This window comes from Sphingomonas sp. GW821-FHT10F11 (genome assembly GCF_058809095.1).
On record NZ_JBXASH010000002.1, the window covers coordinates 111109 to 122794 of the forward strand.

Here is an 11686-nt window from a genome sequence, read left to right on the forward strand (position 1 = left end):
TAATTATGGACAGATCGATCCGGAATGCCTAGCTGAACGTCATGGCACGCCCCAGGGAATTCGATCGCGACGTCGCACTGGCAGAGGCGATCAAGGTCTTTGCCGATCACGGCTATGAAGGCACGTCGACCGATATGCTGCTCAAGCGCATGGGGATCAGCCGGCAGAGCCTGTACGACACGTTCGGCGACAAGCGCCGGCTCTATCTGGAGGCGCTGCGGCGCTACAACGGGACCAGCACGGCCGAGATCATCGCCGCGCTCCACGCGCATGCCTCGCCCGCAAAAGGGCTGGAGGCGGCATTGCTTGATTTTGCCGCCCGGCCGGCCGGGGACGGATGCCTCGGCGTCTGCTCGATCGTCGAGTTCGGCAGCGCCGCGCCCGATATCGCCGCCATCAACGCGGCATCGGGCGGGGTCCTGGCCGCCGCGTTCGAGGCAGTGATCGTCAAGGGCAAGGCGCAAGGGGACTTCGCCGCCGATCTCGATCCGAAAGCCGCGACTCAGTTCCTGGCGACGACGCTGTCGGGGATGAAGGTCGCGGCACGCGGCGGCACCTCGCCCGAAAGCTTGCGCAGCGTCGCGCGGATGGCGCTGCGCAGCCTCACCTGACTGACCGGGAATGGAAGAAACGTCGCAACGGCGGGCATTGTCACGCCGAATTATAGATCAATCAGTCCAAAACAAAAAGGAAGCCCATCATGACCAAACCCCTTTCAGGCAAGATCGCCCTCGTCACCGGCGGATCGCGCGGCATCGGTGCCGCGATCGTGCGGCGCCTCGCGGAGGAGGGCGCGAGCGTTGCGTTCACTTACTCATCATCGGCCGACAAGGCCGGGGCGCTCGCCACCGAGATCGCCGGCAAGGGCATCACCGCCATGGCGATCGCCGCCGACAGCGGCGATGTTGCGGCAGTACGCGCGGCGGTGGCGCGGGCGGCCGAGCGGTTCGGGCGGGTCGATATCCTGGTCAACAATGCCGGCATCCTGATCCCCGGGCTGGTCGACGATTACGACCTGGCGGCGTTCGACCGGATGGTCGCGGTCAATGTGCGTGCGGTGTTCGTCGCGGCGCAGGCGGTGCTGCAGCATATGGGCGAGGGCGGGCGGATCGTCACGATCGGCAGCGTCACCGCCGATCGGTCCGGGATTGCCGGCGCGTCGGTCTATTCGATGACCAAGGGCGCGGTGGCGGCGCTGACCCGCGGGCTGGCGCGGGACCTGGGGCCGCGCGGCATCACCGTCAACAATGTCCAACCTGGACCAACCGAAACCGACATCAACGATGTGCCGGGCCAGCGCGAGTGGATTCGCCCGATGATGGCGATCGGCCGGATGGGCCGTGACGACGAGGTCGCGAACCTGGTCGTGTGGCTGGCGGGGCCGGAATCCAGCTTCGTTACGGGGGCGGCATTGACCATCGATGGCGGCTGGCTCGCCTGAGTCGCGAGCAGCCGCCGGAAGCCTCATCGCCCGCAAATTTATTTCCTATTCGGGTGTTTCCCTGTTTGCCTTCGGTGCCGCTCCGGACCTATGTTGTCGGCAAGGAGTAGGGGCTCCAGGGGGGTTGCAGGGTGATGCAGGTTTTCAAGCGGAAGGCGGCGGCAATGGTCGCCTTCCGTCCGGGTGTCGCACCGGATTTCCGGGCGGATACGGAAAAGGCGATCGCGGCGGGGCGCTATCTGATTTTCGGTGGTGAAGAGGAAGGCACGGCGACGCTGTTGCTGAGCGGCGAACCGCGGCTGGTCGCGGTCGTGCGCAAGGCGGCCGACGAGCCGGGCCGGACTCCCGCGTTCGACGTGCTGTCGGTGCGCGAGGCGCAGGCCGATCTCGACCGGGAACGGGAAGAGCTGAGCCAGCTTTGACCCGGCAAAGGCGCGGGCGGTGGCGAATCGCGCGCGGCCCGGGCTAGGGTGCACCCGAACCATCGGGAGCCTTTCATCATGACCAATCCCAGCCCCTGGGCGCATCACCGCGGCGCCGGGATCGCCGACGATATCGATTTCGAGATCAAGGGCCAGGAACTGCAATTCCTCGAGATCGAACTCGATCCGGGCGAGAGCGCGGTGGCCGAGGCGGGCGCGCTGGTGTGGAAGGACGCCTCGGTGGGCATGACCACCGTGTTCGGCGACGGCAGCGGCGACACGGGTGGCGGCTTCATGGGCAAGCTGCTCGGCGCGGGCAAAAGGCTCGTCACGGGCGAGAGCCTGTTCACCACCGTCTTCACCCATAATGGCTCCGGCAAGGCGCGCGTCGCCTTCGCCTCGCCCACGCCGGGCGCGATCCTGCCGCTGAAGCTGTCCAGCTATGGCGGGCGGCTGATCTGCCAGAAGGACAGCTTCCTCGCGGCGGCCAAGGGCGTGTCGATCGGCATCGAATTCCAGCGGCGCATGATGACCGGCCTGTTCGGCGGCGAGGGCTTCATCATGCAGAAGCTGGAGGGCGATGGCTGGGTGTTCGTCCAGATGGGTGGCACCGTGGTCGAGCGCGAGCTGGCGGCGGGCGAGCAGCTCCATGTCGATACCGGCTGCCTCGCCGCCTATACGCAGGGCGTGGATTTCGATCTGGTCGCGGCCGGCGGCGTGCGCAGCGCGCTGTTCGGCGGCGAGGGGCTGTTCTTCGCGCGACTAACCGGGCCGGGCCATGTCTGGATCCAGTCACTGCCCTTCTCGCGCCTGGCCGGGCGCATGCTGGCAGCGGCGGGTAGCCGCGGCGGGCAGAATCGCGGCGAGGGCTCGGTGCTGGGCGGGCTGGGCGATCTGATCGGCGGGAACAACTAGGGTCGATTCAACCTTGTCGCTGCCCGGCCTAGCCACCTCCTGAACCTGGAGGTGTGCAATGGCCGATGTTACCCAGCAGACCGGCGACGAGAATACCGGCGACCCCGCCGATATGTCCGCTGCGATTCCGGATGCCGCCAATGCGGTGCCCGGGCCGCAGGATAATGTCCAGGATGCGCCTCCCGACGCCGAGCCGGCGCCGGAGAAGGAGACGGACGAGCAATGGATCCTGCGCTTCCTGGAGGAGAACCAGCATCTCGCCCGCCCGCGCCCGGAGCGGCCGCCACCGCCTCCACCGTCGCCCTGGGACGGGCCGCCCTCGACCTGGAAGGTGCCCGACCATCTGAGCCTGCGGCACCCCAGGGGCGGCTATATGGCAATGGCGCTGCTGTCGCGGACGATGGACGATCTCGACGAAGTGACGAAGGGCGAGCGCGCCGCGACCTATGAGGAGGTGGACAAATATCTCGGCCATGCGCTGATCGCCGAGGGGTTGGTGCCGTTCACCTACACCGCCGACGAGGCGATCTGGTGGTGGAAGTCGGGTGGGTACAAGGTGCTAGGCGGGTCGCCCGAAGCAGCGCCTAACCCACCCTCGGCGGTCAGTGCGGCGAGCGGCGCGTATATGACCAACGACTCTGCGCCAGACGACACGCCGGAGGCGCAAGGCGACGCGCCGATCCGGTCGCCTGCCTATATGAATTTCAACGGCACATCGATTGGTGACGGAGGCGAACCCTTCGACGCGAATGAGATGGGAGAAGCGCCGGCAGGCGCGCGGCCACAGGCCGCGACCTCCCCGACAAAGCTGGCCGATATGTTCAGGGATATCGAAACATGGGGGACACCCAATCCTGTGCCGGTCGGGGCGGTGCCCGGTCCGGCCCCTGCTCCGGCGCCTCGCCAAATCCCGGCCAAACCGCCAGCCGTGGCGGGCGCTCAGCCTGGTGCTCTCAAAAGAGGCTGGCCGGTGCCCGGTGGCGGCCGTACAGCACAGCAGGGGCAGAGAGATTCGCGCGGTAGAGTCTATTCCGATGGCAGCTATGATCTGACCGGGCGGAAGAGAGGCGGCCGGAAACACAAGGCATATGATCTTCCCGGTGAGATCGGCGCCGTTATCGGCGCCGCTGCTGATGGCATTGTCGCGGCCACGCCCAATACCGAGTACGAGAAGATCTGGACCCGCGACAAGGCCGGCGTCATCAAACGAAACAAGAAGGGGCAAAAAATCTTCACGCGCGGCAAGAAGGTCGTTGGCTGGGGCAATTACATAATCATCCAACACCCCGATGGATATCGGACGGTCTACGCGCATTTGCGGGAAGTGCCGAAATTGAAAGAAGGCCAGCCGGTTCGCATGGGCCAGGAAATTGGCCGGCTGGGCATTACCGGCAACGCCGCGACCAAGGGCAGTCACGTCCATTTCGAGGTTCGCGACAGCACGATGGAAAGAACCTACAATCCTGGCGATTGGCTTGCCGGACGCCTGCCTGCACTCCGCCGCTGAATGAGATACCAAGCCGACCATATTACAGCCCGTTGGTTATGGATCGACCGGAACATTTGCAGTACAGATGTGCCGACTCGGACCCGGGGGGCTAGATGGTGCGTCGATGGATTGGTTTCGGTACCGTCGTGGCGCTAGTCGCGCTTGCGGGGTGCGGCAACGACAAGCCTCAACGTGCTGCGCCCGACGGCTCCCAGGGTCGTGCATCGCCCGCCCCGGGTGAGGCTGCGAAAACCGCCGCGGCGCGCCAGTCCGTAACGGAGCTGGATGCGGCAAATGGCGTCGAGGCAGATCGAGCGAAGGGAGAGGCGCAGGAGGCGCTATTGCCGGCGCGACCTATTCCCAAGGTCGGCGACATCGTACCGTACGATCGGGCACCGCTAAAGGGCGGCTGGTCCAATACCGGCGGCGGCTCCTGCAGTTCGCTAAGCGATGATTGCAACGTCGACCAATATGACCAGTTGGAGCCCGGCGACTCCAATATCGGCCAATCTCTCTACGTGGTCACGCGAGCTGCCGAACGAGACGCCTCGGGCGGCATTTCGAAGGGGCGCGTCACCCTTGTCTTTTATGTTCCTCTCGCCGGGCTGGAGTCGAAATTCTGTTCCATCGGCGGGCGCCAAGCGATCGTCGCGTTTGCGGATGAGAACTGGCGAAACGGCAGTGCTTATATAACCGACGGCAAGACGTTGCACGTCACGGAGTGGCGCGACAAGGCGCCGCCGGGTTGCATCCCGCCGGACGAATCGGATGAGCCAGACGAATAGGCGCCGGTGCGCTATGTGGGGGCTTGAATCATGCGGCAAGGGCTGGGCCAACTTGTCCTGATAGGGCCAGTCGATTCAAACTTGTCGCTGCCCGGCCTGGCCACCTCCTGAACCAGGAGGTGAGCGATGGCCGATATTACCCTGCCGACCGGCGACGAGAATGCTGGCGAACCCGCCGATATGTCCGCTGCGATGCCGGATGCCGCCAATGCGGCGCCCGGGCCGCAGGATCGTGTCCAGGATGCGCCTCCCGACGCCGAGCCGGCGCCGGGAGAAGGAGACGGACGAGCAATGGATCCTGCGCTTCCTGGAGGAGGACCAGCACCTCGCGCGTCCACGCCCCGAGCGCCCGCCGCCTCCGCCGCCCTCGCCCTGGGACGGGCCGCCCTCGACCTGGAAGGTGCCCGATCATCTGAGCATGCGGCACCCCAAGGGCGGCTATATGGCGATGGCGCTGCTGTCGCGGATGATGGATGACCTTAACGAGGTGACGAAAGGCGAGCGCGCCGCGACCTATGAGGAAGTGAACAAATATCTCGGCCATGCGCTGATCGCCGAGGGTCTGGTGCCGTTCACCTACACCGCCGACGAGGCGATCCGCTGGTGGAAGTCGGGTGGGTACAAGGTGCTGGGGGGTGCCTCTGTTGGTCCGCAACCAATTTTGTCCGATACGATTTCGACGCATCCGCTTGATCAAAATTCCGACCTCTATGTCCAGGATGAAGGCGCCGCAGGCTCGCCCCACCTTTCGAACGCCGCGTTCCTGATCGATCCGAACAGTCAGGCCGTATCGCAACCGAATCCGGCCCTATTCTCCAGAGGCAAGCAAAGCGCGTTCCGAGCGATGGTGCCGGTTGAGGGTGATGGGCCGATTGCTGAATCCCCCATAGGGTTTGCCGCAACCGGGATTGAAGGGCTGCCCGGCGTGCTTGGATTAGCTGGCGCGCGGGCATCGGGGCAAAAGGGCGGAAAGGGGGGTGGGCAGGCCACGGCCATGGGCGCAGCAAGGCGATCGCCAAAGGCTTCCAGCCGCGCGGCGGCGGCCATCGCGTCGCGAGTCCGGACCATGATGAAGAAGATGGAGTTCGGATTTAATCGTATGGCGGGGACGGCATCGAAAGACCCCTATTCTCCCGACAATCTGGATCTAGGAGTGAATGAGCAGTTCACCGACCAGATCAACCTTGCGGCACGGCAATCCGGACTACCGCCACAGACCGTGGCCGCGATCATCAGTGCCGAAGCAGCAAAGGGCAGGGACGGCGTCTGGAATCCCAAGAGCAAGAATCCCGATACCAGCGCCCGTGGCCTCACCCAGTTTCTGCAAAAGAGGCCTGCTCGTCTGTACTGAAAACAGCGTATTGTTGCCTTCGGCGCGTGAACAGAGTGATTGACTCTTCCGGAACAAAAGGGGATCATTCATGCGATATGCGGGGGCTTGAATCATGCGGCGCGAACTGAGTTAACTTGCCCTGATCGCGACGTTGCTTGGCTGTGCCGGCTGTGGGGATGATGGTGTGTCGGGTAGTACCGCTGCGACGTCGAAGACCGGCGCACCCGCGCTCAAGCCTGCCGCCGTTGGTGCGATGCCGGGGGCGGAAGCGCGCAAGCCCGTGGGCGACAGAGTCCAGCGCTATCCGGATCCGGGCAAGGATGGTTGGGTCACCTATTCCGGAGACGGTACCATCCAGGCCCCGGGGGCGACCTGGTTTCGCTTTCCGGGAGACTCGGCCTCTCGCTACTACAAGATCGATGTCTTCATGGACGACGATTCCCAATATGCCGAAATCAACAACGACAAGGGCAAGACAATTGCCAATTTCACCAATTTCATCGACGATGTAGGCATCAGGAAGACGCCCCGGTCGATCGACGTATTCGGCTATCATAGGGTGGAGAACGGTCTTCCCGAATATGAAATTATCCGCATCGCGAACGGCCGCGAATATGCCTCTTATTATTGTTCGATGGATCGTGCCGTTTTTGAACGCGCCATCGGGAGGCCGTTCATAGCGGCAAAGGACGGAAGTGCGTCCTTTGCCGAAAGCGGCTCAGTCATGGTTTTCCTGACATCCGAAGAGCCGAACCCGAAACGGGATCACTGCACGAAGAATAGTCAGGAATGATGGCTTGCCGTTTTCGACGCGTGCGTATGATGGATGCTGATCGGCGAGGGGAAGACTGGCTAATGATAACGCGCTCTACACCGGGACTTTCGATCGGCCGTCAAATGGCAATTCTCGCTTCCCTTTGCCTCGCATTGCCAACCCCCGGTGCGGCCCTCGACCGGAGCCAGGCGGATACGAGCGATGAGGCGGGGGAGAGCGCATATGAGCGATGTTCCAGCGCCGCGCGGGCCGTTATGCCCGCGATCTTCGATTGCCAGCGTGCCGAACTCGACCGGGTCGATGGCGCCCTCAACCGAACCTATCAACAACTCCGCCGTCGCCTTCCTGCGGCGCGATTCCGGAAATTGCAGATCGAGGAACGTGCCTGGCTCAGACGCCTCGATCCCCTATGCCAGAAAGAGGCTGGGCGGGAAAATGGTGGCACGATGGGACAGGATTGGCAGTTCTTCTGGCTCGGCTGCCTGATCCGGGAGACCGATGTGCGCCTCAGCGAGTTGGAAGCGTTATTGCCCAGGGGTAAGTCGAAATAGCAGGCTGCGCATTGTCATGGCGGCCACTCAGACCAGCCGGGCGCTTTCGCCCTCGCCGTCGTCGCCGGGGCGGTGGAAGCCGGCGGGCGGCGCCAGATCGTCGAGCAGGTCGGCGTCCATGTCGGGCATCGAGCCTTCGCCGGTCAGCTCGATCAGCGCCTGATCGAGCCTGAGCCCGACGGCGAGGAGGCCCATCTCGTCGGCCATGGTGAGCGCGGCGCGGATCAGTTCGGCGAGGTCGGCCTCGGCGGCGGCCTGGCCCGAGGCGGCCTTGCGGTCGGTGCCGCTCATGTCGCGCTGGCCCGAAGGCGGCGGGAGCTGGCCGATCGACTCGGCATATAATGGATACGCATGAACATGCCCCTTCTTTTGCCGAGGATGCGGCAAGATGGAAGAGGCTGCAACTGGCGCGATACCCGATTTGGGACTCTCGGCCGTGTTCCGCCCTTGCATACAGCGCGACTTTACTTGGATTGCTTTGCGATGCTCATGGCATCCGGCACCAACGAAGCGGCGAAAGACTTTCAATATTCCGCAACCTCTTGGGTGCTGGCAGGATTCCGGCGATCAGAAGACGGTCAACCCTGTTCGCGTTTCTGCTGCCCGGCTTCCCGTCCGGCATGGGGCGAGGAGCGTACGATCTCCCCGTCTTCCTTTGCGAAGGTGGCCGGCGCCCGTTCGAGCAAGGCGAGCACCGCTTCAGACGGCCGGCACAGCTTCGTGCCCTTCGGCGTCACCACGATCGGCCGGTTCACCAGGATCGGATCGCGCAGCATCGCCGCCAGGATCACATCGTCCGGTACCGCCGGATCGAGCAGGCCCAGTTGGGCGGCCGGGGTGCCCTTGTCGCGAAGCAGGTCGCGCGGGGTCGCGGCCATCGCGGCGAGCAGACCCTCGAGCTGAGCGCGGATCCAGCCGGTGCGGCGATAGTCGATAACGATGGGGGCATGGCCGGCCGCCTCGATCATCGCCAGCGCGTTGCGCGACGTGCCGCAATCGGGGTTGTGGTAGATGGTGACGGGGAAATCGCTCATCGTTGCGGACTCTCCTCGATCAGCCAGCCGAACGCGATCACCGCCGCGATCGCACCCATTATCTGGCAGGCGACAAACAGCGGCACCGATGCCGGGGCGATGCCGGCGAAACTGTCCGACAGGCTGCGCGCCACCGTCACCGCCGGGTTGGCGAAGCTGGTCGACGCGGTGAACCAATAAGCGGCGGTGATGTAGAGGCCGACCACCATCGGCGTCGCCTCGGGCCGCGCGCGCTGCGTCGCGAGGATCGTGCCGATCAGGCCGAAGGTCGCGACGGCTTCCGAAAAGCCCTGGTTCGGGCCATCGCGCAGCCTGGTCGAGACCTGCAACAGCGGTTCGGCAAACATCGCATGCGCGATCCACACGCCCGCCACGCCGCCGGCAAGCTGGGCGGCGACATACAGGCCGGCCATGCGCGCGGCGATGCCCCGCCGCAGCAGCACCGCGAGCGTCACCGCCGGGTTGAAATGCGCGCCGGATATCGGACCGAACATATGGATCAGCACGACCAGCCCGGCGCCGGTCGCGATCGTGTTGCCGAGCAGCGCGATGGCGATGTTCCCGCCGGCCAGCCGCTCGCCCATGATGCCCGATCCCACAACGATCGCGAGCAGCAAGGCGGTGCCCAGCCCCTCCGCCGCGAGCCGGCGGGCGGGCGTCACGCGCAGCAGCCGGGTCGCGCGAGATCGGGCAGGGGCGCGCAGATCTCCGGCCGGCCGGCGCAGCAATCCTCGATCAGGAAGCCGAGCAGGTCGCGCATGCCCTCATAATCCGCCGAATAGATCACCGAGCGGCCGTCGCGCCGCGACCGGATCAGCCCGGCATGGCCGAGAATATTGAGGTGGGTCGACAGGGTGTTGGGCAGCGCGCCGACCTCGCGCGCGATATCGCCCGCCGCCATGCCTTCCGGCCCAGCGCGGACCAGCAGGCGGAACACGGCAAGGCGGCTGGCATGGGCCAGGGCGGACAGCGCCTCGACGGCGACGGGCAACTGCATCAGCAGCACGCCCCAGCGGGAATGGGGGCAGGGGCGGCGGGGATGACGTCGTCCTCGCCATAGGAGGTGGCGTCGCCATGTGTGAAGAAGCTTTCCCAGCGCACGCCGGCGGTGTCGGTCACCCAGCTCTTGTCGGACCGGGCGTAGCAGCAGGTGGTGGCTTCCTGGTCGAAGGTGGTTTCGCCCGCCGCCTTGAGCCGTGCGGCGAGGTCGCCCAGTTCGCCGGCGCTGTCGACCTGGATGCCGACATGGTCGACCCCGGCAGCGCGGGCGCGCGATGAGATGGCGAGGTTCACCCGCGGATCCTCGAGCATCCATTTGGCGTAATCGGGCTGTACCACCGTCGGCGCCGCGCCGAACAAGATGGTATAGAAGCCGATGGCCGGTTCGATCTCGGGCACGCTGATGTGCAGGTGCAGGCGCTTCATCGCTGGTCTCCTCTTGTCGAATCGATATTTCGAATATCGTCGAAATATCGATTCGACAAGAGGTCTATGCCTCAAGCGGCCGCAGGCCGAGCCAGTGACGCACACCCGGCAGGCGGCTGAGGATCAGGCGTTCGGTCAGCAGCACCGCGACCAACGTCACGCCGAGCAGGGGCAGGAACAGGCCAAGCCCGATGAGCAGTGCGACGAAGCCGATCGCGACGGGCCGCAGCACAGGGGCCGGCGGGGCGCCGAGCACATCGTCCGGCCGCCGGCGCCACCACATCACCACGCTGCTGACCGAGAGCAGGATCAGGCCGAGCGCGGTGGCGAGGTTCATCAGCTGGTTGAGCCAGCCGAACAATTGCCCCTCATGCACCGCCACGCCGTAGCCCACCATCCGGTCGATCAGCCGCCGCTGGGCGAAATCGGTGCGGGAGAGCACCGCGCCGCTCGCACCGTCGAGCGTCAGGTCGGTGCGCAGCGGGCGGTTGGCCGCGTCCGATTTGGCGGTCCAGGGCGCCCCCATGCCGGTCGGCGGCGCGATCAGCACCGGGGCGGCGAGGTTGAGCGGGGTGACGGTCGCGATCAGCCGGTCGAGCGGGGCGTAGGAGCCCATCGGATGCGCCATCGCCATGCCGCCATGTTCGGCATGCTCGCCCATCATCGCGCGGGTGCCGGCATCGGCGGTCGCGCGCGCCTTCAGCTCGCCGGCGCTGCCCGTCGTCCAGTCCTGCTTGACGGCCTGGCCTTCGGCGACGGTGCGGATGGTCTTGAGATAGCCGCCCCAGCTCTTCGCCCAGGGCAGGCCCGAGAGCAGCATGAACAGCGCCAGCGCCGAGACCCAGAAGCCGGTGACGCCGTGCAGATCACGCCAGAAGCGGCGTCCGCCGGAACGCAGCCGCGGGTAGAGAACTCCGCCTAGCCCCCCGCCACGCGGCCACCAGAGGAACAGGCCGGACAGGATCATCACGATCGCCCAGGAGGCGGCGAGCTCGACCAGATAGGAACCCGCCGTGCCGGCGAGCAGCTCGCCGTGCAGGCGGAAGACGATGCGCATCAGCCGCTGGTCCTCGTCCACCGTCTTGAGCACCGCGAGCGATTGCGGATGGACATAGACGCGCGTCTCCCGCGCGCCGGCGCCGACGATCACCTGCACGGCCTGGTCGGGCGTGTCGGGGAGCTGGTAGCGGTGGAGCACCGAGCCCGGCACGGCGCGCACCGCGGCTGCCGCCTGCTGCGCGGCGGTGGCGCGGGGGCCGGTAATGTCGAGATGGGCATAGGGCCGGTCGATCAGCGCCTCGATCTGCGGGCGGAACAGATAGAGGGATCCGGTCACCGCCAGCCACAGCACGAACGGGATGCAGAACAGCCCGGCATAGAAATGCCAGCGCCAGATGGCGTTGTAGCCGGGCCAGCGGCGTGGGGTGGTGCTCATGAGTGACATCCTTGGAGTCTAAAATCCTTCTCCCACCGGGAGAAGGTGGCCGCGCGCAGCGAGGTCGGATGAGGGTGAGGT

The 11686-nt window shown here is 65.7% G+C and carries 15 protein-coding genes; 9 read left to right on the forward strand and 6 right to left on the reverse strand.

What is annotated here, in order from left to right; genetic code table 11:
- Nucleotides 1–41: 41 nt before the first annotated feature.
- The 9 genes from AC1RT8_RS06585 to AC1RT8_RS06625 all read left to right on the forward strand — a co-directional run bounded on the left by AC1RT8_RS06585 (nt 42) and on the right by AC1RT8_RS06625 (nt 7711).
- Nucleotides 42–611 (forward strand): TetR/AcrR family transcriptional regulator, encoded by a 570-nt coding sequence (locus tag AC1RT8_RS06585; RefSeq protein ID WP_493074797.1) that lies wholly within the window; start codon nt 42–44, stop codon nt 609–611.
- 89 nt (nt 612–700) lie between these two features.
- The gene (locus tag AC1RT8_RS06590) at nt 701–1441 is read left to right on the forward strand and encodes a 3-oxoacyl-ACP reductase family protein (RefSeq protein ID WP_493074798.1); all 741 of its coding nucleotides are present in this window, start codon (nt 701–703) and stop codon (nt 1439–1441) included.
- Between the two features lie 134 nt (nt 1442–1575).
- Nucleotides 1576–1863 carry a hypothetical protein gene (locus AC1RT8_RS06595; RefSeq protein ID WP_493074799.1) on the forward strand — a complete coding sequence of 96 codons (288 nt, stop codon included), beginning with the start codon at nt 1576–1578 and terminating at the stop codon, nt 1861–1863.
- 78 nt (nt 1864–1941) lie between these two features.
- Entirely contained in the window at nt 1942–2778 is an 837-nt protein-coding gene (locus AC1RT8_RS06600; protein ID WP_493074800.1) for a TIGR00266 family protein, read from the forward strand.
- Nucleotides 2779–2836: 58 nt separating this feature from the next.
- Nucleotides 2837–4285, forward strand: a complete 1449-nt coding sequence (locus AC1RT8_RS06605; protein WP_493074801.1) for a M23 family metallopeptidase — start codon at nt 2837–2839, stop codon at nt 4283–4285.
- 95 nt (nt 4286–4380) lie between these two features.
- Nucleotides 4381–5052, forward strand: a complete 672-nt coding sequence (locus tag AC1RT8_RS06610; RefSeq protein WP_493074802.1) for a hypothetical protein — start codon at nt 4381–4383, stop codon at nt 5050–5052.
- Between the two features lie 241 nt (nt 5053–5293).
- On the forward strand, nt 5294–6403 hold the full coding sequence (locus AC1RT8_RS06615; RefSeq protein WP_493074803.1) for a hypothetical protein: 1110 nt from the start codon (nt 5294–5296) through the stop codon (nt 6401–6403).
- Between the two features lie 166 nt (nt 6404–6569).
- Nucleotides 6570–7178 carry a hypothetical protein gene (locus tag AC1RT8_RS06620; protein WP_493074804.1) on the forward strand — a complete coding sequence of 203 codons (609 nt, stop codon included), beginning with the start codon at nt 6570–6572 and terminating at the stop codon, nt 7176–7178.
- A 104-nt stretch (nt 7179–7282) separates the two neighbouring features.
- Nucleotides 7283–7711 carry a lysozyme inhibitor LprI family protein gene (locus tag AC1RT8_RS06625; protein ID WP_493074805.1) on the forward strand — a complete coding sequence of 143 codons (429 nt, stop codon included), beginning with the start codon at nt 7283–7285 and terminating at the stop codon, nt 7709–7711.
- Nucleotides 7712–7738: 27 nt separating this feature from the next.
- On the opposite strand, the gene AC1RT8_RS06630 is transcribed toward AC1RT8_RS06625, so the two are convergent.
- The 6 genes from AC1RT8_RS06630 to AC1RT8_RS06655 all read right to left on the reverse strand — a co-directional run bounded on the left by AC1RT8_RS06630 (nt 7739) and on the right by AC1RT8_RS06655 (nt 11605).
- The gene (locus tag AC1RT8_RS06630; protein ID WP_493074806.1) at nt 7739–8002 is read right to left on the reverse strand and encodes a hypothetical protein; all 264 of its coding nucleotides are present in this window, start codon (nt 8000–8002) and stop codon (nt 7739–7741) included.
- A gap of 287 nt (nt 8003–8289) precedes the next feature.
- Nucleotides 8290–8745, reverse strand: a complete 456-nt coding sequence (arsC, locus tag AC1RT8_RS06635; RefSeq protein WP_493074807.1) for an arsenate reductase (glutaredoxin) — start codon at nt 8743–8745, stop codon at nt 8290–8292.
- Nucleotides 8742–9407 carry an aquaporin gene (locus AC1RT8_RS06640; RefSeq protein ID WP_493074808.1) on the reverse strand — a complete coding sequence of 222 codons (666 nt, stop codon included), beginning with the start codon at nt 9405–9407 and terminating at the stop codon, nt 8742–8744. The genes arsC and AC1RT8_RS06640 overlap by 4 nt, the downstream gene beginning before the upstream one ends.
- The gene (locus AC1RT8_RS06645) at nt 9404–9742 is read right to left on the reverse strand and encodes an ArsR/SmtB family transcription factor (protein ID WP_493074809.1); all 339 of its coding nucleotides are present in this window, start codon (nt 9740–9742) and stop codon (nt 9404–9406) included. Before AC1RT8_RS06645 ends, AC1RT8_RS06640 begins: the two co-directional genes overlap by 4 nt.
- Entirely contained in the window at nt 9742–10170 is a 429-nt protein-coding gene (locus AC1RT8_RS06650; RefSeq protein WP_493074810.1) for an ArsI/CadI family heavy metal resistance metalloenzyme, read from the reverse strand. Before AC1RT8_RS06650 ends, AC1RT8_RS06645 begins: the two co-directional genes overlap by 1 nt.
- 64 nt (nt 10171–10234) lie before the next feature.
- Entirely contained in the window at nt 10235–11605 is a 1371-nt protein-coding gene (locus AC1RT8_RS06655; RefSeq protein ID WP_493074811.1) for a PepSY-associated TM helix domain-containing protein, read from the reverse strand.
- Between the last annotated feature and the right edge of the window lie 81 nt (nt 11606–11686).

Bases quoted from the DNA above. Each gene is read 5' to 3' on its own strand.
- AC1RT8_RS06595 (WP_493074799.1), top strand. From the start codon at position 1,576: ATGCAGGTTTTCAAGCGGAAGGCGGCGGCAATGGTCGCCTTCCGTCCG.
- AC1RT8_RS06645 (WP_493074809.1), bottom strand. From the start codon at position 9,742: ATGCAGTTGCCCGTCGCCGTCGAGGCGCTGTCCGCCCTGGCCCATGCC.
- AC1RT8_RS06615 (WP_493074803.1), top strand. From the start codon at position 5,294: ATGCGCCTCCCGACGCCGAGCCGGCGCCGGGAGAAGGAGACGGACGAG.
- AC1RT8_RS06625 (WP_493074805.1), top strand. From the start codon at position 7,283: ATGGCAATTCTCGCTTCCCTTTGCCTCGCATTGCCAACCCCCGGTGCG.
- arsC (WP_493074807.1), bottom strand. From the start codon at position 8,745: ATGAGCGATTTCCCCGTCACCATCTACCACAACCCCGATTGCGGCACG.
- AC1RT8_RS06585 (WP_493074797.1), top strand. From the start codon at position 42: ATGGCACGCCCCAGGGAATTCGATCGCGACGTCGCACTGGCAGAGGCG.
- AC1RT8_RS06610 (WP_493074802.1), top strand. From the start codon at position 4,381: ATGGTGCGTCGATGGATTGGTTTCGGTACCGTCGTGGCGCTAGTCGCG.
- AC1RT8_RS06650 (WP_493074810.1), bottom strand. From the start codon at position 10,170: ATGAAGCGCCTGCACCTGCACATCAGCGTGCCCGAGATCGAACCGGCC.
- AC1RT8_RS06600 (WP_493074800.1), top strand. From the start codon at position 1,942: ATGACCAATCCCAGCCCCTGGGCGCATCACCGCGGCGCCGGGATCGCC.
- AC1RT8_RS06655 (WP_493074811.1), bottom strand. From the start codon at position 11,605: ATGAGCACCACCCCACGCCGCTGGCCCGGCTACAACGCCATCTGGCGC.
- AC1RT8_RS06605 (WP_493074801.1), top strand. From the start codon at position 2,837: ATGGCCGATGTTACCCAGCAGACCGGCGACGAGAATACCGGCGACCCC.
- AC1RT8_RS06590 (WP_493074798.1), top strand. From the start codon at position 701: ATGACCAAACCCCTTTCAGGCAAGATCGCCCTCGTCACCGGCGGATCG.
- AC1RT8_RS06630 (WP_493074806.1), bottom strand. From the start codon at position 8,002: ATGAGCGGCACCGACCGCAAGGCCGCCTCGGGCCAGGCCGCCGCCGAG.